We start from the raw sequence: 18,628 nt of genomic DNA, 5'->3' as shown, positions 1-18,628 counted from the left end.
GACGAGTCGACGGCCTACCGCGCGAGCAGTGACCCGCTCAGGCCGGGGAGGTCGCGGAGGCGGATGCCGGTGAGGAATCCCGCGGCAGCGGCGTAGGCGACCCGCGGTTGGTCGGCGTCCTCGCGACAGGCGAGGAGTAGCGGCACGGCGGTGGCGCCCAGGCGCTCGGCGACGTCGGCGATCTCGGTGAAGCCGACGAGCGGGTCGACCCGGTGGGCGATGCCGGCCATCGTGCGCACGGCGACGCCGTCGGGCTCGGTGCCGTCCTGTGCCAGCCCGGAGGCAGCGAACGAGACCATGGACGCACCTTCGGACGAGAATCGTCGGCAGGCGTCGGTCAGGGCCCGCTCGACGGCTCGGCCGGTGCGTTCCCCCGACGCTGTACCCGCACGCGTAGCCGTGTCGACGTCGTCGTCCGGCAGAGCACGACGGACCGCGTCGAGCGCCCACCCGTGCACGATGCCTCCGGCCCCGGGGATCGGCAACCAGGACACCGCCGCGAGCACGGTGCCTGCGGCGTCGGTCACGACGGAGACCCGGACCGCGACAGCCGGCTCCTGGTCGTCGCCATCGGGGGCGTCGATGCTCGAACCCACCGTGAGACCGAGCTCGGGCACGTGCCGGTCGGACACCCACACCGACGACAGCGCGCGGATCTGGCTGCGGAGCTCCCACGGCAGTTCGCGAGCGGGCAGCAGGATCGAGGTCGTCGAATCCGCGCCGATGGCTCCCGTCGCATCGTCCGGACCAGCGGGTTCTGATGCATCCGCCTCGCCGAGGTCGAGCACGAGGTCTCGACCGAGCGGCGACACCCGCCACCCCTCGGGCACGATGCGCGCGTCGCGAGTGGCGAAGACCGCCGGGGTGAGCCCCTCCTGCTCGGCCGCCGTCGCGAACGCCGACACCGCTGCTGCTGCACCGCCGGGGTCGCCGATCGGCTCGCCGAGGGCCAGCGCGACGCCGGCGTGCTGCTGGTAGGCGACCGCGTGTCCACCGTCGGCCGTGACGAACACCCGGTTCTCGGGGCGGAGCGCCGAGGCCGCCAGCGGTCCGCCGCCGTGTTCGCGCAGCAGCTGCGCCGTCCGGGCGCGCGCTCGCCGCGCACCAGGACCGATCGCGCCCGGCAGGCGTCGCCTGGTCTGGTTCGCCGCGACCCGGAACGCGTGGCGCGACAGGAGGAGAACCACCGCCTGTCCCACCCACAGGACGCTCGCGGAGATCCAGATGGTCGACGCCACGACCGGCACCTGGGCCAGCCAGGCGAGGGCGATGAGGGCGAGGGTGACCAGCAGGTTGCCGAGGGTGAGTGCCATCGCCGCCCACCAGGCCCAGCGGTGTCCGCGGCGGAGCCAGTTCGCGATCACCAGGATCGCGACGGTGTCGAATCCGACGTCCAAAATGGAGCCCTGCGTCAGGGTGGTCGAGCCGAGCGGCCCGTCGAGCGGCACCAGCGTGACGAGCAGCTGCACCGCACCGATCACGAGCAACCCGGCGACCGCGAAGAGTCGCCAGTCGCGCATGGTGGGTCGCGGGGTCGACCGGTGCTCGCCGAGGAGGAGGCGGGTCACGATCACGAAGACGACGGTCGTGATGAAGTGCTCGAGGTCGTCGATCTTCCCGATGTAGAGGAGCGCTATCGACACCCACGACAGGAGTAGCAGCCGCCAGCGCAGCCGGTAGGGGGAACGCATGAACGCGGTCGTGGTGGCGACGCAGGCCAGGACGCCGCAGCTCGGACCGACGTCGAGCGTCGTCACGAGGGACTGCGCCCACGGCCAGTCGAGCCGAGCCAGCGCCAGGGCCGCGCCGAGGGCCCCGAGGATACCGACGAGATGGCCGGCCACGAAGATCGCCGACGCCCGCAGCGTGCCGAATCGGACCTCCACCCACCCGCCGAACACGGCCGCGCCGACGATCGCGATGAGGTAGGCGAGCGGGTCGGCGGTGATGAACATGCCCGTCAGGACCGTCCACCAGCGCCCGGCTTCGAGGCTCGGCACCCCGTACGCGAACGCCGGGTACCAGGCGGCCTGGTCGATCGGGCGCCACAGGCCACCGGTCACGACGCCGAGGGCGACGAAGACGGTGACGAAGGCGGTGGTCGCGGGGGTCATCCGCAGGGCCCAGCGCAGCGGCGTCAGAACGACGGCGATCGCGGCGCGCAGATCGGTGCGGACGGGGGCCGAGCTGGCGGCCCGGGTGGGCGGCGTGTCTACGCGGTCTCCGGCGTCGGTCGTGGCCGAGGCCGACCCGGATGGCGACAGCAGTTCGTCGAGCTCCGCCTCGGTCATCGACACGGGCGCGCGATCGGCGGCCGGCTGGGCAGCCCGACGACGGATCCGGAACACGACGACCACCGCGATCACGACGGCCGCGGCGCCGGCCAACGCGAGTGCCGCCCAGGAGAAGCGGTGCAGGAACTCGGTCGCAGCGCTCCCCAGGATGGTGACGACGGTCACCACGAGTGAGGCCCAGGCGATGCCACCCGCCGCATTGGCGACGAGGAAGTGCGGGTACGTCATGCGGAACATACCGGCCAGCGGCCCGGAGAAGATGCGGAGGACCGCGATGAACCGTCCGACGAACACCGCCCACGGCCCCCACCGCCGCATGAGGTGCACCGCGGCGCCCAGCCGCTTCGGCCCCACGTGCTTCGGGAACCTGCGGTTCAGCACCGACAGGAGCCGCCGACCGTATCGCTTGCCGATCCAGTACCCGATCGAGTCGCCGAGGATCGCACCACCGGCGGCCGCAGCGGCGACGAACACCGGATTCAGGCCGCTCGACGCGGCGAAGAGGGTCGCCCCGATGAGCACGGTCTCTCCCGGCAACGGCACGCCGAGGCTTTCGACCGCGACGACCAGGAAGACGACGAGGAGCAGGACGCCGGGCGGGAAGTCGGCCAACCAGTCCACGCGGGCTCCTTCCGGCCGGGTGGGTCAACGGTAGTCCCTCGTTCCCCGGAGCGCTCGCGACACTCCTCCACAGGACTCCGTCCAGAGCGGCACGCCCGCTCTGAGAGAACACCCGAGCCGTGGTCAGGTGCCGTCGCTAGGCTGATCCGCATGACTGACGCGCAGCTCGCCTCCGGCATCGACCGTTCCGAACTCGACCCGGCCGTGCGGCCGCAGGACGACCTCTTCCGCCACGTGAACGGCAAGTGGATGGACCGCACCGAGATCCCCGACGACAAAGCTCGATGGGGATCGTTCCACCAGCTGGCGGAAGACGCCGAGAACGCCGTCCGCGACATCATCGAGGAGTCGCAGACGAACCCCGACGGCGAGGAGGGCGTGAAGATCGGCGCCCTGTACGCGAGCTTCATGGACGTCGACCGCGCCAACGCCCTCGGAGCGACCCCGCTCGCCGACCAGCTCGCCCGCGTCGCAGCGGTCGACTCCATCGAGTCCTTCCTCCGTCTGTCCGGCGAGTTCGAGGCGGAAGGGGTCGGCGGCTTCCTGCAGCTCTTCGTCGACAACGACCCGGGCAACCCCGAGCGCTACCTCGTCTTCGCCGAACAGGGCGGCATCACGCTGCCCGACGAGTCCTACTTCCGTGAAGACACCTTCGCCGAGATCCGCGACGCCTACCGCGCACACCTCCAGACGATGTTCGAGCTCGCCGGCATCGACGACGCCGCCGCACGCGCCGACCGCGTGTTCGCCCTCGAGACGGCGATCGCGTCCAAGCACTGGGACAACGTCGCCACCCGCGACAGCCAGAAGACGTACAACCTGTACTCGTGGGACGAAGCGGCGGCGCTCGCCGCGGGTGCCGACCTCGACGGCCCGGACCTCGCCGTCTGGCGCGATGCGATCGGCGCCGCCGACGCCGTGTTCGCCGAGATCGTCGTCCGCGAGCCGAGCTTCCTCGAGGGCCTCGGCGAGCTCCTCGTCGCGGAGCAGCTCGAGTCCTGGAAGGACTGGCTGGCCTGGAAGGGTGTCCACGGTGCCGCTCCGTACCTCTCCGAGGAGTTCGGTCGCGCCAACTTCGACTTCTACGGCAAGACCCTCACCGGCACGCCGCAGCAGCGCGAGCGCTGGAAGCGCGGCGTCTCGCTCGTCGAGGGCATGCTCGGCGAGGCCGTCGGCCGCATCTACGTCGACCGGCACTTCGGCGCCACGTCGAAGGACGAGATGGACGTCCTCGTCGGCTTCCTCGTCGAGGCGTACCGCGACAGCATCGAGAACCTCGAGTGGATGAGCCCCGAGACCCGCACGCGCGCGCTGGAGAAGCTCGACAAGTTCACGCCCAAGATCGGTTTCCCCGTGAAGTGGCGCGACTACTCGGCGCTGGAGCTCGAAGCCGACGACCTGCTCGGCAACGTCCGTCGCGCCAGCCGGTTCGAGCTGGACCGCGAGCTCGGCAAGATCGGTAAGCCACTCGACCGCGACGAGTGGTTCATGACGCCGCAGACGATCAACGCCTATTACAACCCCGGTTTCAACGAGATCGTGTTCCCGGCCGCTATCCTCCAGTACCCGTTCTTCGACGCCGGCCGCGAAGCCGCCGCGAACTACGGGGCCATCGGCGCGGTCATCGGCCACGAGATCGGGCACGGCTTCGACGACCAGGGGTCGAAGTTCGACGGCGACGGCCGACTCACCGACTGGTGGACCGAGGCCGACCGCGCGGCGTTCGAGGAGCGCACCGCGTCGCTCATCGAGCAGTACAACGCGCTGGCTCCCGCCCAGGTGCCCGACCACCACGTCAACGGCGCCCTGACGATCGGCGAGAACATCGGCGACCTCGGCGGGCTCGGCATCGCCTGGAAGGCGTACCTGCTGTCGCTCGAAGGCGCCGAGCCGCCGGTCATCGACGGCCTCACCGGCGCGGAGCGGTTCTTCCTCTCCTGGGCGCAGGCCTGGCAGCAGAAGGGACGCGACGCGGAGGTCATCCGACTGCTGTCGATCGACCCGCACTCGCCGAACGAGTTCCGCTGTAACCAGATCGTCCGGAACATCGACGCCTTCTACGAGGCGTTCGGCGTCACCGAGTCCGACGCCGCATGGCTCGCCCCCGAGGAGCGCGTCACCATCTGGTAGTGCCGCGTCTCGCGGAGCCTGTCGCCCCCTGCCGATGACCCCAGTAGTGGGACATGTGGGAGGGCGGTCGACGCTGCGAGAATCACTCTGGAGTCGACGAATCGTCATCCCGATGCACTCGAGAAGCTCATGGCGCGAGACCCGAACAGCGCCTGAGTGGACCTGGTCCGATCCGTCCGGTTCACAGCAGCGTCGCCGTCGATATCGCCACAGCCCCCGCCGTCCCCCGGCCCGGGCGAGGCGGTACCGGCGGCGACGTGCTCCGCTCCGGTTCATTCGCCCATTCCTGGGCGAATGGGCCTTCCGTCGCCAAGAATGGGCGAATGAACACCGTGGCGCGCGAACCCGTAGAATCGCAGGCGTGTCTAAAGTCTTGAGCAGCCTCCCCGTCGGCGAGCGCGTCGGCATCGCCTTCTCCGGAGGTCTCGACACCTCCGTCGCCGTCGCCTGGATGCGCGAGAAGGGTGCCGTCCCGTGCACCTACACCGCCGACATCGGCCAGGCGGACGAACCGAACATCGGCGCCGTCCCCGACCGCGCCAAGGAGTACGGCGCCGAGATCGCGCGCCTCGTCGACGCGAAGTCGGCGCTCGTCGAGGAGGGCCTCGTCGCCCTCCAGTGCGGTGCGTTCCACATCCGCAACGCCGGCAAGACGTACTTCAACACGACGCCGCTCGGTCGCGCCGTGACGGGCACCATGCTCGTCCGCGCGATGAAGGAGGACGGCGTCGACATCTGGGGCGACGGCTCCACGTACAAGGGCAACGACATCGAGCGGTTCTACCGCTACGGTCTGCTCGCCAACCCGCGCCTGCGCATCTACAAGCCGTGGCTCGACGTCGACTTCGTGAACGAGCTCGGTGGCCGCAAGGAGATGAGCGAGTGGCTCGTCGCCCGAGACTTCCCGTACCGCGACTCCACCGAGAAGGCGTACAGCACCGACGCCAACATCTGGGGCGCCACCCACGAGGCCAAGCGCCTCGAGGAGCTCAGCTCCGGCATGGAACTCGTCGAGCCGATCATGGGCGTGCCGTTCTGGCGTGAAGACGTCGCGATCGCCTCCGAGGTCGTCACCGTCACCTTCGAGGCCGGTCGCCCGGTCGCGCTCAACGGCGTCGAGTACGCCGACGCGGTCGCGCTGGTCCTCGAGGCCAACGCCATCGGTGGTCGTCACGGCCTCGGCATGAGCGACCAGATCGAGAACCGCATCATCGAGGCGAAGAGCCGCGGCATCTACGAGGCCCCCGGTATGGCGCTCCTCCACATCGCGTACGAGCGTCTGCTCAACGCGATCCACAACGAGGACACGGTCGCCAACTACCACAACGAGGGTCGCCGACTCGGCCGCCTCATGTACGAGGGCCGCTGGCTCGACCCGCAGTCGCTCATGCTCCGTGAGTCCATCCAGCGCTGGGTCGGCTCCGCCGTCTCCGGCGAGGTCTCGATCCGTCTGCGCCGCGGCGACGACTACACGATCCTCGACACCTCGGGCCCGGGCCTCAGCTACCACCCCGACAAGCTCTCGATGGAGCGCGTCGGCGACGCAGCGTTCGGTCCCGACGACCGCATCGGTCAGCTCACCATGCGCAACCTCGACATCGCGGACTCGCGCTCGCGTCTCGAGCAGTACGCAGCGGCCGGCATCGTCGGCGGCGCGACCGCGGACCTCGTCGGCAAGCTCGAGCAGGGTGAGGCGCAGGAGATCCTCGGCGGCGAACTCCTCGACCCGACCGCCGACGCCCTCGAGCGCGCGACCGACCTCGCTTCCGAGGGCGCCGCGTTCGACTCCGGCACCGACTAGTCGCACCTCGCAACGCCGGACGCCCGCCGCACTCCAGGAGTGCGGCGGGCGTTCTGTCGTGGTCCCTCCCGTTCCGTTCTCAGGAGTCCTGCGGCGTGTCGACCTGCAACTCCGCCGACACACCGGCCGACTCCTAAGTTGGGGACGGCAGGGGTTCACAACTCAGGACCGGTGCGGCGCGTCCCGCCGGACACGCCGGGTGGCCGATGTGACCCGCCGGGGCCATCCTGAGTTGTGAACCGACCAGGCCTACGCGGGGACGGGTGACTCCGCGTACCGCTCGGGCCGGAAGGTCGCGAGCAGCGGCGAGGGTTCGCCGTCGACGATCTCGTCCGCGAGGAGTTCACCGGCGATGAGCCCGAGTGTCGCACCGCTGTGGCTGAAGGCCGTGAAGAGGCCCGGCAGCTGCGGGACCGCACCGAAGACCGGCTCGCCGTCCCCGGGGATCGGCTTGTAGCCGGCCCCGATGTGGTCGAGTTCGAGGGTCGGGTTGCCGGCGAGCACCCGCGATCCCTCGGCCAACAGCCGCTCCACGGTCGAGTCCGAGATGTGCAGCGAGCCGTCGTCGCGGACCTCGATCTCCTCCTCCGACCACGCGGAGTCCAGCGCGAAGCCGCCCTCCCTGGTGCGACGGACGGCCACCTTCGGCGTGTTGAGGACGGCGACGAGCTCGGATGCGGCGGGCTTCGTGAACGCGACGAACGCGGCCGGGCTCTGGTCGCCGATCGTGATGCCGAGTGCGGCGAGCTGGGCCGGGACGTCGGGACCTGTCGCCAGCAGGACCGCGTCGGCTTCGATGCGGTCGCCGTTCGCGAGCACCGCACCCACGGCACGTCCACCGGACGAGGCGATCTCGGCGCCGGCGTCCGTCACGATCCGCCCGCCGCGGGCGACGAACTCGCGGGACAGCACCTCGATCACGGACGGCAGCTCGACCCAGCCCTCGCCCGGGTTGAAGATCGCGCCCTCCGCAGCCACGGCGGCCGGATCGACACCCGGCGTGACCGAGGCGACCTCCTCCGGAGCCAGCCAGCGGGCGTCGTAGCCGATGCCGCGCTCGTAGGCGAAGGTCTCCGCGTAGGACTCGCCCTCCGGTGCCCACATCAGTCCGCCGTCGAAGCGGAGGAAGTCCGCGCTCGGGATCTGCGCGGCGAAGGTCCGCCAGCGATCGATCCCGAGGACGCGGAGCGCGTGGTACTCGCTCGACCGCTGGGCTGCGGAGTTCAACCAGGCGAGCGATCGTCCCGAGGCGCCGCTGGCGAGAGAGCGGTCGGTCACGAGGGTCACGTCGGCACCTCGGCGGGCGAGGGCGACGGCGCTGGACGTTCCGAGGATGCCGCCGCCGATCACGACGACGCGTCGGCTGGTCTGGGTGGTGCTGCTCATGCTGTCTGCTCTTTCTGTTCTGGAGTGCTGCGTTCGTGAGGTGCTGCGGCCGCGTGGACGGCCTCGATGATCTCGAGGACGGCGATCGCGTCGGCCGGATCGACCGGTGGAGGACCGCCGTCGTGGAGGGCGGTCGCCAGGAGGCGGGTGAAGGCGGCGTAGTCGCCGTCGGCCATCGGGACGGTTTCCGTCGCGCCGTCGATTCCGATCGAGCCCCAGCCGGACGGGTCACGCCGACCGAACCCGTCGTCGCGTGGATCGGCGCCGGCCTTGAGTGCGGGCTCCTGGCAGTCGAGTCCCCACGAGGTGTAGGCACCGGAGGAGCCGAGGAGGCGGAACCGCGGGCCGGCTTGGGCGACGAGCGACCCCATCCACAGGTGCGACCGGACCCCCGAACGGTGACGGAGCGCCACGAAGGCGTCGTCGTCCGCGACCGCTCCGGGCCGGACGACGCCGAGTTCCGCCTGGACGTCGTCGACCACGCCGAACAGCTGGATGGCCTGATCGATCACGTGCGTGCCGAGGTCGTAGAGGATGCCGCCGCCCACCGCTGCGGTCGCGGCCGTCTTCCACGATGCGGGCGGATCGGGCTTCCACCACTCGAAGCGTGACTCGAAGCGATGGACGTGCCCGAGCGCGCCCTCGTCGAGCAGCCGCCGCACGGTCAGGAAGTCGCCGTCCCAGCGGCGGTTCTGGAAGACCGTGACGAGGCGGTCGGCAGCTGCAGCACGATCGACGACGGCCCGGCCCTCGGCCGCGGTGACGGCGAACGGCTTGTCGACCACGACGTGCAGGCCGGCGTCCAGGGCGGCTGTCGCGAGCGCGGCGTGCGTGCCGGACGGCGAGCCGATGACCACGAGGTCGAGCTCGTCGGCTCGGGCGAAGAGCTCCTCGGCGGTCGAAACGACCTGGACACCCGGGTACCGGCCGAGCGCCTCGGCCCGTCGATCCGGGTCGGAGGTCACGACGAGGTCGAGCGAGTAGTCGGGATCCGCGGCGAGGAACGGCGCGTGGAACACCGCGCCGGAGGTGCCGAAGCCGATGACGCCCGTCCTGATCGTGCCGGAGACGCGTGCCGCCATCAGAGGACCTCGGAGAGGAAGCGCTGCAGGCGGGGACTCTGCGGGGCGTCGAACAGCTGCGACGGGGTGCCCGCCTCGACCACACGGCCCTCGTCCATGAACACGACCTGGTCGGCGACCTTGCGGGCGAAGCCCATCTCGTGGGTCACGACGAGCATGGTCATGCCGCGCTGCGCCAGGCCGGCCATGAGGTTGAGGACGCCCTTCACGAGTTCGGGGTCGAGGGCGCTCGTGGCCTCGTCGAACAGCATGACCTCGGGTTCCATCGCGAGTGCCCTGGCGATCGCGACGCGCTGTTGCTGGCCGCCCGAGAGGTCGCGGGGTCGGTGGTCCGATCGTTCGCCGAGTCCGACGTCGTCGAGGCGTGCTGCCGCGACCCGGAGCGACTCGCTCTTCGACATGCCCTTCACGTTGCGGAGCGCGAGGGCCACGTTCTCGAGCGCGGTGTGGTCGGGGAAGAGGTTGAAGTGCTGGAAGACGAGGCCGACCCGCGTCCGGAGCCGTTCCGGCTTCATCTTCAGGGCGCTCTCGCCGGCGAGGAGGACGTCGCCGGACGTGGGCTCGTGCAGGCGGTTCACCCCGCGGAGCAGCGTCGACTTGCCCGAGCCCGACGGCCCGATGATGCACGTCGTGGTGCCGGGCTCGACGTCGATGCTCACCTCGCGGATGACCTCGATGTCGCCGTACGCCATCGAGACGTCGCGGAGCTCCAGGCTCGAGCCGCGGTAGAAGTGCCCGTCGGTGACGGGCAGGGGAGAGGTGTAGGTCATGTGTTGCTCCCGGTGGTGACTGGCAGGGGTGGCTGCACCTCGTCGAGTTCGTCGAGGCCACTCTTCGGCGGGGTGGCCTTCCGGCGCCCCGTCCGGAAGCGGTTGTCGAAGAAGTTGACGAGGTGGGTGAGGGGCACGGTGATGACGAGGTAGAACAGCCCCGCCATGACGAGCGGGGAGAGGTTGCCGGTGAGGACGGCGGCGTCCTGACCGACCCGGAACAGCTCGCGTTCGCTCACGAGGAGCCCGAGGAAGTAGACGAGGCTCGAGTCCTTCACGATGGCGATGAACTGGTTCACGAGCGCAGGGAGGACCCGGCGGATGCCCTGCGGCACCACGACGAGTCGCATCGCCTTGCCGTAGCTCATGCCGAGCGCCCGGCAGGCCTCGAGCTGGCCGCGGTCGACGCTCTGGATGCCGGCGCGGAAGATCTCGCCGATGTAGGCGGAGGCGATGAGGCTGAGCGCGAGGATGCCCAGCGGATAGGGCGAGGGGCCGAACAGCTGCTGGCTGAAGCGGGCGAAGCCCTGGCCGATGAGGAGGATGGTGAGGATCGCCGGCAGGCCGCGGAACACGTCGGTGTAGATCCGCGCGGGTACTCGGAGCCAGCGTGAGGGCGAGATGCCCATGATGGCGATGATCATGCCGAGGACGACGCCGATCACCGTGGCGGCGATCGAGATGACGAGGGTGTTGACGAGCCCGGTGCCGAGCAGCTGCGGGAACACCTGCCACATCGCGTCGAAGTCGAAGAAGGTCTTGATGATGCTGTCGAGCCAGTCCATGCTGTCTGCTCCTGAGGGGTGGGATGGTGTGGTGCGGGCCGGTGCTCGGCCCGCACCACGAGACGGGGACTACTCGGTCGACGAGGTCGGGCTGGGGCTGGAGGTCTGCTCCGCCTTCGGGAGGTACTGCTCGGGCATTGGAGAGCCCGGGAACCACTTCTGGTAGAGCTTCTTCCAGGTGCCGTCCTCCATCGCCTCGGCGAGGGCCTTGTCGAGGGCCTTCTTGAACTCGGGCTTGTCCTTCGCGATGGCGAACCCGGCCGGTGCGTCGAAGGACGGGATGTCGATGGCGTTCACGAGCCCGTACTGGGCCGCGTACTCTTTCGCCGCCTCGTAGTCGAGGAAGTGGGCGTCGATGCTGCCGCTGTTGACGGCCGAGATCGCCGAGTTGTTGTCGGGGAAGCGCACGAGCTCGGTGTCGGTGAAGTGCTTGACCGCGTAGGCCTCCTGGAGGGTGCCCTGGACGACGCCGAGGCGCTTGCCGGCGAGGCTGTCCGCGTCGGTGATGCCGGAGTCCTTCGCCGCCATGACCGTGAGGTACCCGGCGAGGTAACCGTTGGAGAAGTCGACGGTCTGCTCGCGTTCCTTGGTGATGCCGATGGCGGCGACGCCGACGTCGAACTGGCCATTCGCGACGGCGGAGAGGAGGCCGGAGAAGTCCTGCCCGGTGAAGACGACGTCGTCGATCCCGATCCGCTTGGCGACGTCGGTGAAGAGCTCGACGTCGAAGCCGGTGAACGTCCCGTCGGCGTCGGTGAAGGTGTACGGCTTCGAGTCGCCGAGGCTGGCGACGCGGATCTGTCCGGGGGTGATGAGTCCGTACGGGTTGTCCTCGGTGCTGCTGGCGGTTCCGGCACCACCGGAGCACGCGGAGAGGATGAGGGCGGTCGCCGCAGCGACGGCGAGGAGCGCCGTCCTGCGGAGGGTGAAGCGATTCGTCACGGCGAGTCCAATCGTGGGGAGGAGTTCGTGGTGCGTGGAGGGAACCGTCGGCTCGTGTCTTGTGGACGCCGTCAGCTCCATTGCTGTCGTTCTGCTGGTGAGACCGGTCTCAATGTCGTAGGTTGAGACCGGTCTCAACAGGTTGTCCAGGACAGTACCCTGGTTCTCGGACAACGTCAACGACGCAGCAGACCCCATCGGAGGGCACATGGCAACGGATCCGGGTACCGGCAGACGCGAGGCGACGGTGTCGGACGTCGCGAAGGCCGCTCGGGTCTCGAAGGCCACGGCGGCCCGCGCGCTCGGCGACTACGGGGCCGTGAGCGACGATGTGCGGGACCGCGTGCAGGCGGCCGCGGAACGCCTCGGTTACCGCCCGAACGCCCTCGCGAAGAGCATGAACACGGGGAAGTCGAACACGATCGGGGTGGTCATCGGCGACATCGAGAACCCGTTCTTCGCTCGTGCGACCCGGGGGATATCCGACGTCGCGCAGGCCGCCGGATTCGATCTCATCCTCGCCAATTCCGATGAGGAGGTCGATGCCGAGACGGCAGCGATCGAGCTCCTCCTCGACAAGCGCGTGGACGGGTTCATCGTCACGCCGGCCTCCTCGATCGAAACGAGAAGTTTACAAACGGCGCTCGCCGAGGGGCGTCCCGTGGTGCTCCTCGACCGCCGTGCGGCCGGTATGGAGGCCGACACGGTCGTCGCCGACAACGCCTCCGGGGCGGCCGTGGCCACCCGGCACCTCCTCGCCGCCGGACACCGTCGGATCGCGTTCATCTCGACGCTCGGCCACGGGGAGCCGTATGCCGCAGGGGACGATGTCGGATCCTCCTCGGTCGGCGATCGCATCGACGGCTTCACGGGTGCACTCCGCGAGGCCGGCGTCGAGGACCCGGCCGCGTCCGTCCACCTCAACGCGCGTGCGGAGGGGATCGACGTCATCACCCGGAAGGTCCTCGGCGACCCGGACCCCGTGACCGCGATCATCGCCTCCGACAGCCTGGTCGGTTCCGCGGTCTTCCGGACCATCCGCGAACTCGGCCTCGCGATCCCCGACGACGTGTCGCTCATCGCCTTCGACGACGCCGACTGGACGAGCCTCACCACGCCACCGATCACCGTCGTGTCGCAGCCGATCTACGAACTCGGTGCGGAATCCGCACGCCGGTTGATCGCCCGGATCGGTGGGGCGGGGGCAGACGCGGAGGAGTTCGTGCTCGCCCAGAAGCTCATCGAGCGCGGCTCGGTGGGTGCGCCCCCGACCCGCTGATCCGTCGACCTCGGTTCGTAACTCAGGACCGCCGCGGCGTGTCGGGCGCGACACGCCGGCCGGGCACCGCGACGCGCCGGGACGCTCCTGAGGTAGGGACGGGGGGATCCGGTTTGAGCCGGGATGCGCGGCGGGTGTTGTTGTGTCCCTAACTCAGGACCTCTGCCGCGTGTCGGGTGCGACACGCCGGGCGGACGGCGCGACACGCCGAGACGCTCCTGAGTCAGGGACGGCGACGGAGGACGAGGACACTGTCGTCGAGCTCGGCGGGCTCGCCATCGGGCCCGATCGCAGCGCGCACGACGAGGCCTGCGGTGACGACCTCCCAGTCGGTCGCCTCAAGCTCCAGCGAGGCATGGACCTCGTCGGGCGTCGGGAAGTGCGCGTGCGCGATGTGCTCGGTCGCCCAGGGCGGCGGACCGGCGTGGCCGACGACGAGGAGGGTGCCGCCGGGAGCGACCGCCGATGCCGCGCGACGGAGGACCGCCTCGCGCGGGAACTCGACGGGGGAGTGCAGGAACGTCGCGGTGACGAGATCGAACGACGCCGACGGTTCCCACTCGACGAGGTCGGCCTGCACCCAGGTGATGCGATCGGCGACCCCCGCCTCTGCCGCGGTCGACGCTCCGAGGGCGAGCGCGCTCGGGGAGATGTCGACCGCCGTCACGGACCAGCCCTGCCGGGCGAGCCAGACGGCGTCCGCGCCCTCTCCACTGCCGAGTTCGAGCGCGGTGCCGGGCGCCAACGCGTCCACCTCCCGCTCGAGGGCGGCGTTCGGCTTGCCGCTCCACACCTGGCCGCGGCTGCTGTAGCGGTGCTCCCAGAAGGCGGCGGGATCGGTGATGGCGGGCTCGTGCTCAGCGGTCATGGCATCAGCCTGCCGTGGCAGCGGCTGCGAACGGCCGTTTCTTGCCGGAACGGCAACGGAGGTTGTCGCCGCGCGGCCTTCGACACTTCGACAGGCTCAGGGACCGGGCTGCGGCTCAGTGACCGGGTTGCGGATGGGCTGATCCGGTCACTGAGCCTGTCGAAGTGCTCGCGGGGAAAGACGGTCCGGTCGCCGCCCTTCGACAGGCTCAGGGACCGGGCATCGACGCCGCGTCCTGCGTCAGGCGCGGAAGTTGAGCGCCAGGTCGATCAGGAGGCGCGTGCCGTACCCGGTCGCACCCTTCGACCGCCACGACTCGTCCGACTCCACGAGCATGGTGCCGGCGATGTCGAGGTGCGCCCACGGGATGTCGCCGACGAACTCCGCGAGGAACAGTGCGGCGAGCGTCGAACCGGCGAACCGGCCGCCGATGTTGGCGAGGTCCGCGACGTCCGAGTCGAGCTGCTTGCGGTAGCTGCGTTCGAGCGGCAGCTGCCACAGCTGCTCGTCGGTGGCCTTCGATGAGGCGAGCGTCTGGTCGACGATGCCCTGGTCGGTGCCGTGCACGGCCGCCGTCTTCGTGCCGAGCGCCATGATCGCGGCACCGGTCAGCGTCGCGATGTCGACGATCGCGTCCGGCTCCTCTTCGACGGCGAGGCTCAGGCCGTCGGCGAGGACGAGGCGACCCTCCGCGTCGGTGTTCTTGATCTCCACGGTGGTGCCGTTGCGGAACGTCAGCACGTCGCCGAGCATCGTGGCCGAGCCCGAGGGCATGTTGTCCGTGCACATGAGGAACGCCGTGACGCTACTCGTGCAGTGCAACTCCTCCAGCGCCGTCATGGCGGACAGGATCGCTCCGGCGCCCGCCATGTCCATCTTCATCGCCGCGTGGGACGGGTCGGACGGCTTGAGCGAGATGCCGCCCGAGTCGTACATGATGCCCTTGCCGACGAGCGCGAGGTGTCCTGCGGCCTCGATCGGCGAGCCGTCGTCGTCCTTTGGCGTGTACCGCAGCTTGATCATGCGCGGTTCCTCGACGCTACCGGCGTTGACGCCGAGCAGGCCCCCGAGACCGAGCTCGATGAGCGCGTCCTTGTCGAAGACCTCGACGTCGAGCCCGTTGGCGGCACCGAGCGTCTCGGCCACCTCGGCGAGGTCGGTCGCCGTGAGGTGTCCGGGAGGCGTGTTCGCGAGATCGCGCGCGAGGTTCGCCGAACGGGCGAGAACCTCGCCACGGTGTGCGCCCGTCGCAGTCTCGGGCAGGTCTTCAGCACCGGCGACGAGGTGGAGCGCGACGAGCGGGGTGCGCTTCGTCTCCCGCTTCAACTCGGTGTAGCGGTACCGGGCGAGGAGCGCGCCCTCGACGACGAGTTGCCCGGCGGAGGCCGGGTCGAGGTCGAACGACCGCGCCACGTCGAGGCCGATGCTCGCGAAGGAGGATGCCGCACGGGCGAAGGCCGCAGCGATGTCGCGGAGGGCTGCCGGGGTGCGCTTCTCGGGTGCACCGACGCCGACCGCGATGTACGTCGGGGCGTCCTGGCTGGGGATGACGAGCGTCTGGCCGATCTCGCCGGTGAAGCCGGCGCGGGTCAGTGCCGCGCGGTCGAGTCCGAGCGCGGCGGGGATGTCGTCGCCGGCGCCGTCGGCTGCGGGGGCGACGGCCAGGCCGATCGCCTCCACGCCCTCGGGGAGTTCGATCGCGATGCTCAGCTCGACCGCCTCGGCATCGAGTGAGGGGGTGCGGGAGAAGGTCGGCGGGATCAGCTTGGTGGGGCGGGATGGCATGCAGCGTCCTTCGTCTCGGAATCGGGCTGGATCCATCGTATGGGCCTCACCTGGCCGCTGACGCGAGGGGTCTGGCAGGATGCCGGGATGGGTGCATGGGGAACGGCGATCTTCTCGAACGACACGGCCTCGGACATCCGCACCGAGTACCGCGAGTACGTGCAGGACCGGGTGCCGGACGACGAGGCGACGCGACAGACCATCGCGTCGTTCGCCCATCTGGTGGAGCGCGAGGACGGCGAGCTGTGGATCCCGCTCGCGGCCGCGCAGAGTGAGGTCGGCCGGCTCGATCCCGACGTGCGGACGCGGGCGCTCGCGGCGATCGATCGCGGTGCCGACCTCGAGCTGTGGGCCGAAGCGGGCCCGGGGGAGGTCGCCAGGCGGACCGCGGCCCTCGACCGCCTCCGCGAGCAGCTCCTCGGCCCGCAGCCCGCACCGAAGCGCCTCCGGCGATCGTGGCGCCATGTGGAGGACGACCTGACGCCGGGCGACGTCCTCGCGTTCACGGCGCCGAACGGACGGACCGCCCTGTTCCGGGTCGCCGGCATCCATCGGTCCCGATACGGTGACTCACCCGAGCTCGACGTGCTCGACTGGGTGGGCGAGCAGGTCCCCGGGCCGGAGACCCTGGCGACGCTGCGAGCGAAGCGCGAGCCGGCCTCGGGCAATCTGCCGGAGCGTCCGGTCGTCTGGCGGCCGGATCGGTTCCGCAAGACGGACCCGGTGTGGCACGAGGTCGGCTTCGTCCGTGTCGCACGCCACGAGGGGTGGCCGAACCGGCCGGGCCGGACCCCTGGTCACTCCGGCCTCTGGCGGGTCCTCAACCTGGTCGTGACCCGCGACCTCCTCGACGGGACCTGGTGAGCTGAGCGGATCGTCGCTCGCGGGGTGCGCGGGCGACGATCCGCCTCACCTCAGCGGGAGGCGACGAGCGCGCCCCGGACGTCGGCGCGCGGCTCGGTCTCGATCGCCTGCGCGTGCGCCTGGGCGAGCACGTCCGCGATGACCACGCGCTCGCCGGACTCGGCGGACCGCACGGCGGCCTCCACCATCGCGAGGCTCAGCACGTTGGCGTGCACCTCACCCGAGGGGACATGCCCCGTGCGCAGGGCGTCGACGAACTCGACGAGCGAGCCCGCGATCTCCTCCGGCACGTCCGGCTCGAGCTCGGCGGTCTCGACCGCCGACGGTGAGCCGCCCTGCGGTGCGAGCTGCCGCTGCGGAGCGGAGTCGCCGTTCCAGACGGCCGTGCCGTACTCGCCGTTCACCCGCCAACTGCCGTTCCACGAGGTCTCCACGCCGTCCGCGCACCAGCTGCCGCTGTAGGTGTAGCGGACGCCTCCGGCGAACTCGAAGACCGCGGTCGCGGCGGCGTCGGCGGAGAACCAGCTCCACCCCGGGTTGTACTCCTCGCAGTACACGGCGATCGGGTCGCTGCCGAGGACGTAGCGGGCGGCGTCGAAGGCATGGATCGCCATGTCGACGAGCAGCACGTGCGCCATCTCCTCGCGGAAGCCGCCGAAGTGCGGTGCCTTGAAGAACTCGGTCGTCGCGGATCCGAGCCGACCGAGCGTGGCGACCTGCTCCCGGAAGGCGGCAATCGATGCGTAGTAGCGACGCGACTGGCTCGTCATGAGCAATTGCCCGCTGGCCTCGGCCGTCGCCGCCATTGAGAGGGCCTGCGCCACCGTCGGTGCGATCGGCTTCTCGCAGAGCACCGGCAACCCGGCGAAGAGCGCCTCGGTGTTCACCGGGTGGTGCGCGGCGGGCACGGTGACGTTGACGACCGCGTCCGCCCCCGTCGCCTCGGCGACGACCGACACGCTGGTGCCGACGACGACACCCTCGGGCCCCGCCCGGAGCCCGGCCTCGGTCACCGCCGACTCGGCGAGGGCCGTGTCGAGGTCGACGACGCCGACGAGTTCCGTGTCCGGGTTCGCGAGGATCGTCCGCAACCAGGCCCGTCCCATCCCGCCCGCACCGACGAGCACGAGCCGGACCGGCCTGGTGGCGTCCGCGAGCGTCGCGAAGCCACCGTCGACAGGAGCACTCATCGCGCGAGCGCCCCTTCGTACCCGCGGCCGTTGTAGAAGTCCTCGGTCTCATACCGAAGCAGGACCGGCACCGCGCGTGCTGGACGCAGCGTCTGCGCCCACCGGACGCCGTTCGCGAGGACGCGACGGACGTGCTCGTGGTGGTAGACCGGGTAGTCCTGGTCGCCGGGGGAGAAGAAGAAGATCTTGCCGAAGCCGCGCTTGTAGGTCATGCCGGAACGGAAGACCTCGCCACCGGTGAAGGTCGAGAGGAAGACGAGCTCGTCGGGCGCGGGGACGTCGAAGAACTCGCCGTACATCTCCTGCGCCGGGATGATGAACGGGTGCGGGATCCCCTGGGCGATCGGGTGGGTGGGGTCGACGGTCCAGACGATCTCGCGGTCCTCCTCCGACCGCCACCGGAGCGTGCACGAGGTCCCCATGAGCTTGCCGAAGATCTTCGACCAGTGGCCGGAGTGCAGCACGAGCAGGCCCATGCCGGCGAGCACGTGCTGGTGCACGCGCTCGACGACCTCGTCGGCGACCTCACCGTGAGCCGCGTGGCCCCACCAGACGAGCACGTCGGTCGCGGCGAGCACCTCCTCGGTGAGCCCGTGCTCCGGTTCGTCGAGCGTGGTCGTGGTCACCACGGCCTCGGCACCGAGGTGCTCTTCGATGCCCTCCTTGATGGTCGTGTGCATGCCGTCCGGGTAGATGGCGCGGACTTTCTCCTCGATCTGCTCGTGGCGGTTCTCGCCCCAGACGAGGACGCGGATGGGGGTGCTGCTGTCGGACATGGTGGTGCTCCTTCGAGGATGCGTTGCGTGGTCGGAGAGGGTGTCGGAGTGGTCG

At 70.3% G+C, this 18,628-nt stretch carries 14 protein-coding genes; 4 read left to right on the top strand and 10 right to left on the bottom strand.

Annotated features, from left to right (window positions below; all coding sequences use genetic code 11):
• Positions 1 to 14: 14 nt before the first annotated feature.
• Positions 15 to 2,915, bottom strand: coding sequence for a VTT domain-containing protein (locus tag AC4PMY_RS09050; RefSeq protein ID WP_491622513.1), 2,901 nt, complete (start codon positions 2,913 to 2,915; stop codon positions 15 to 17).
• 150 nt (positions 2,916 to 3,065) lie between these two features.
• Between AC4PMY_RS09050 and AC4PMY_RS09045 the strand changes: the two genes are divergently transcribed.
• Positions 3,066 to 5,045 (top strand): M13 family metallopeptidase, encoded by a 1,980-nt coding sequence (locus tag AC4PMY_RS09045; protein ID WP_491622512.1) that lies wholly within the window; start codon positions 3,066 to 3,068, stop codon positions 5,043 to 5,045.
• A gap of 361 nt (positions 5,046 to 5,406) precedes the next feature.
• Entirely contained in the window at positions 5,407 to 6,846 is a 1,440-nt protein-coding gene (gene argG / locus AC4PMY_RS09040; RefSeq protein WP_071261487.1) for an argininosuccinate synthase, read from the top strand.
• 249 nt (positions 6,847 to 7,095) lie between these two features.
• Here argG and AC4PMY_RS09035 read toward each other — a convergent pair whose 3' ends face one another.
• The 5 genes from AC4PMY_RS09035 to AC4PMY_RS09015 all read right to left on the bottom strand — a co-directional run bounded on the left by AC4PMY_RS09035 (position 7,096) and on the right by AC4PMY_RS09015 (position 11,811).
• Positions 7,096 to 8,232 (bottom strand): NAD(P)/FAD-dependent oxidoreductase, encoded by a 1,137-nt coding sequence (locus AC4PMY_RS09035; protein WP_064293896.1) that lies wholly within the window; start codon positions 8,230 to 8,232, stop codon positions 7,096 to 7,098.
• Positions 8,229 to 9,314 carry a Gfo/Idh/MocA family protein gene (locus AC4PMY_RS09030; protein ID WP_491622511.1) on the bottom strand — a complete coding sequence of 362 codons (1,086 nt, stop codon included), beginning with the start codon at positions 9,312 to 9,314 and terminating at the stop codon, positions 8,229 to 8,231. The genes AC4PMY_RS09035 and AC4PMY_RS09030 overlap by 4 nt, the downstream gene beginning before the upstream one ends.
• Positions 9,314 to 10,084, bottom strand: a complete 771-nt coding sequence (locus AC4PMY_RS09025) for an amino acid ABC transporter ATP-binding protein (RefSeq protein WP_064293895.1) — start codon at positions 10,082 to 10,084, stop codon at positions 9,314 to 9,316. The genes AC4PMY_RS09030 and AC4PMY_RS09025 overlap by 1 nt, the downstream gene beginning before the upstream one ends.
• Positions 10,081 to 10,869: an amino acid ABC transporter permease gene (locus AC4PMY_RS09020; protein ID WP_064293894.1), complete on the bottom strand. Its 789-nt coding sequence runs from the start codon at positions 10,867 to 10,869 to the stop codon at positions 10,081 to 10,083. The genes AC4PMY_RS09025 and AC4PMY_RS09020 overlap by 4 nt, the downstream gene beginning before the upstream one ends.
• A 69-nt stretch (positions 10,870 to 10,938) precedes the next feature.
• Complete coding sequence (locus AC4PMY_RS09015) at positions 10,939 to 11,811, bottom strand: ABC transporter substrate-binding protein (RefSeq protein ID WP_064294108.1); 873 nt, start codon at positions 11,809 to 11,811, stop codon at positions 10,939 to 10,941.
• Positions 11,812 to 12,019: 208 nt separating this feature from the next.
• Here AC4PMY_RS09015 and AC4PMY_RS09010 point away from each other — a divergent pair, with 208 nt between their 5' ends.
• Entirely contained in the window at positions 12,020 to 13,090 is a 1,071-nt protein-coding gene (locus AC4PMY_RS09010; RefSeq protein WP_064293893.1) for a LacI family DNA-binding transcriptional regulator, read from the top strand.
• Positions 13,091 to 13,313: 223 nt separating this feature from the next.
• Here AC4PMY_RS09010 and AC4PMY_RS09005 read toward each other — a convergent pair whose 3' ends face one another.
• Together AC4PMY_RS09005 and AC4PMY_RS09000 are read right to left on the bottom strand one after the other, a co-directional pair.
• Complete coding sequence (locus AC4PMY_RS09005) at positions 13,314 to 13,958, bottom strand: SAM-dependent methyltransferase (protein WP_064293892.1); 645 nt, start codon at positions 13,956 to 13,958, stop codon at positions 13,314 to 13,316.
• A gap of 240 nt (positions 13,959 to 14,198) precedes the next feature.
• Complete coding sequence (locus AC4PMY_RS09000; protein WP_491622510.1) at positions 14,199 to 15,743, bottom strand: leucyl aminopeptidase; 1,545 nt, start codon at positions 15,741 to 15,743, stop codon at positions 14,199 to 14,201.
• Positions 15,744 to 15,830: 87 nt separating this feature from the next.
• On the opposite strand from AC4PMY_RS09000, the gene AC4PMY_RS08995 reads away from it, so the two are divergent.
• Positions 15,831 to 16,607 carry a hypothetical protein gene (locus AC4PMY_RS08995; protein ID WP_491622509.1) on the top strand — a complete coding sequence of 259 codons (777 nt, stop codon included), beginning with the start codon at positions 15,831 to 15,833 and terminating at the stop codon, positions 16,605 to 16,607.
• Between the two features lie 50 nt (positions 16,608 to 16,657).
• Here the strand turns inward: AC4PMY_RS08995 and AC4PMY_RS08990 are convergent, their stop codons facing one another.
• Both AC4PMY_RS08990 and AC4PMY_RS08985 read right to left on the bottom strand, forming a co-directional pair.
• Positions 16,658 to 17,797 (bottom strand): Gfo/Idh/MocA family protein, encoded by a 1,140-nt coding sequence (locus AC4PMY_RS08990; protein ID WP_491622508.1) that lies wholly within the window; start codon positions 17,795 to 17,797, stop codon positions 16,658 to 16,660.
• Positions 17,794 to 18,573, bottom strand: coding sequence for a ThuA domain-containing protein (locus AC4PMY_RS08985; protein WP_491622507.1), 780 nt, complete (start codon positions 18,571 to 18,573; stop codon positions 17,794 to 17,796). The genes AC4PMY_RS08990 and AC4PMY_RS08985 overlap by 4 nt, the downstream gene beginning before the upstream one ends.
• Positions 18,574 to 18,628: the final 55 nt, after the last annotated feature.

The organism is Plantibacter sp. MDV22-iso1 (assembly GCF_058408345.1).
The sequence above is the reverse complement of the archived record's forward strand: the minus strand, read 5'-3'. Positions and strand labels throughout refer to the sequence as shown.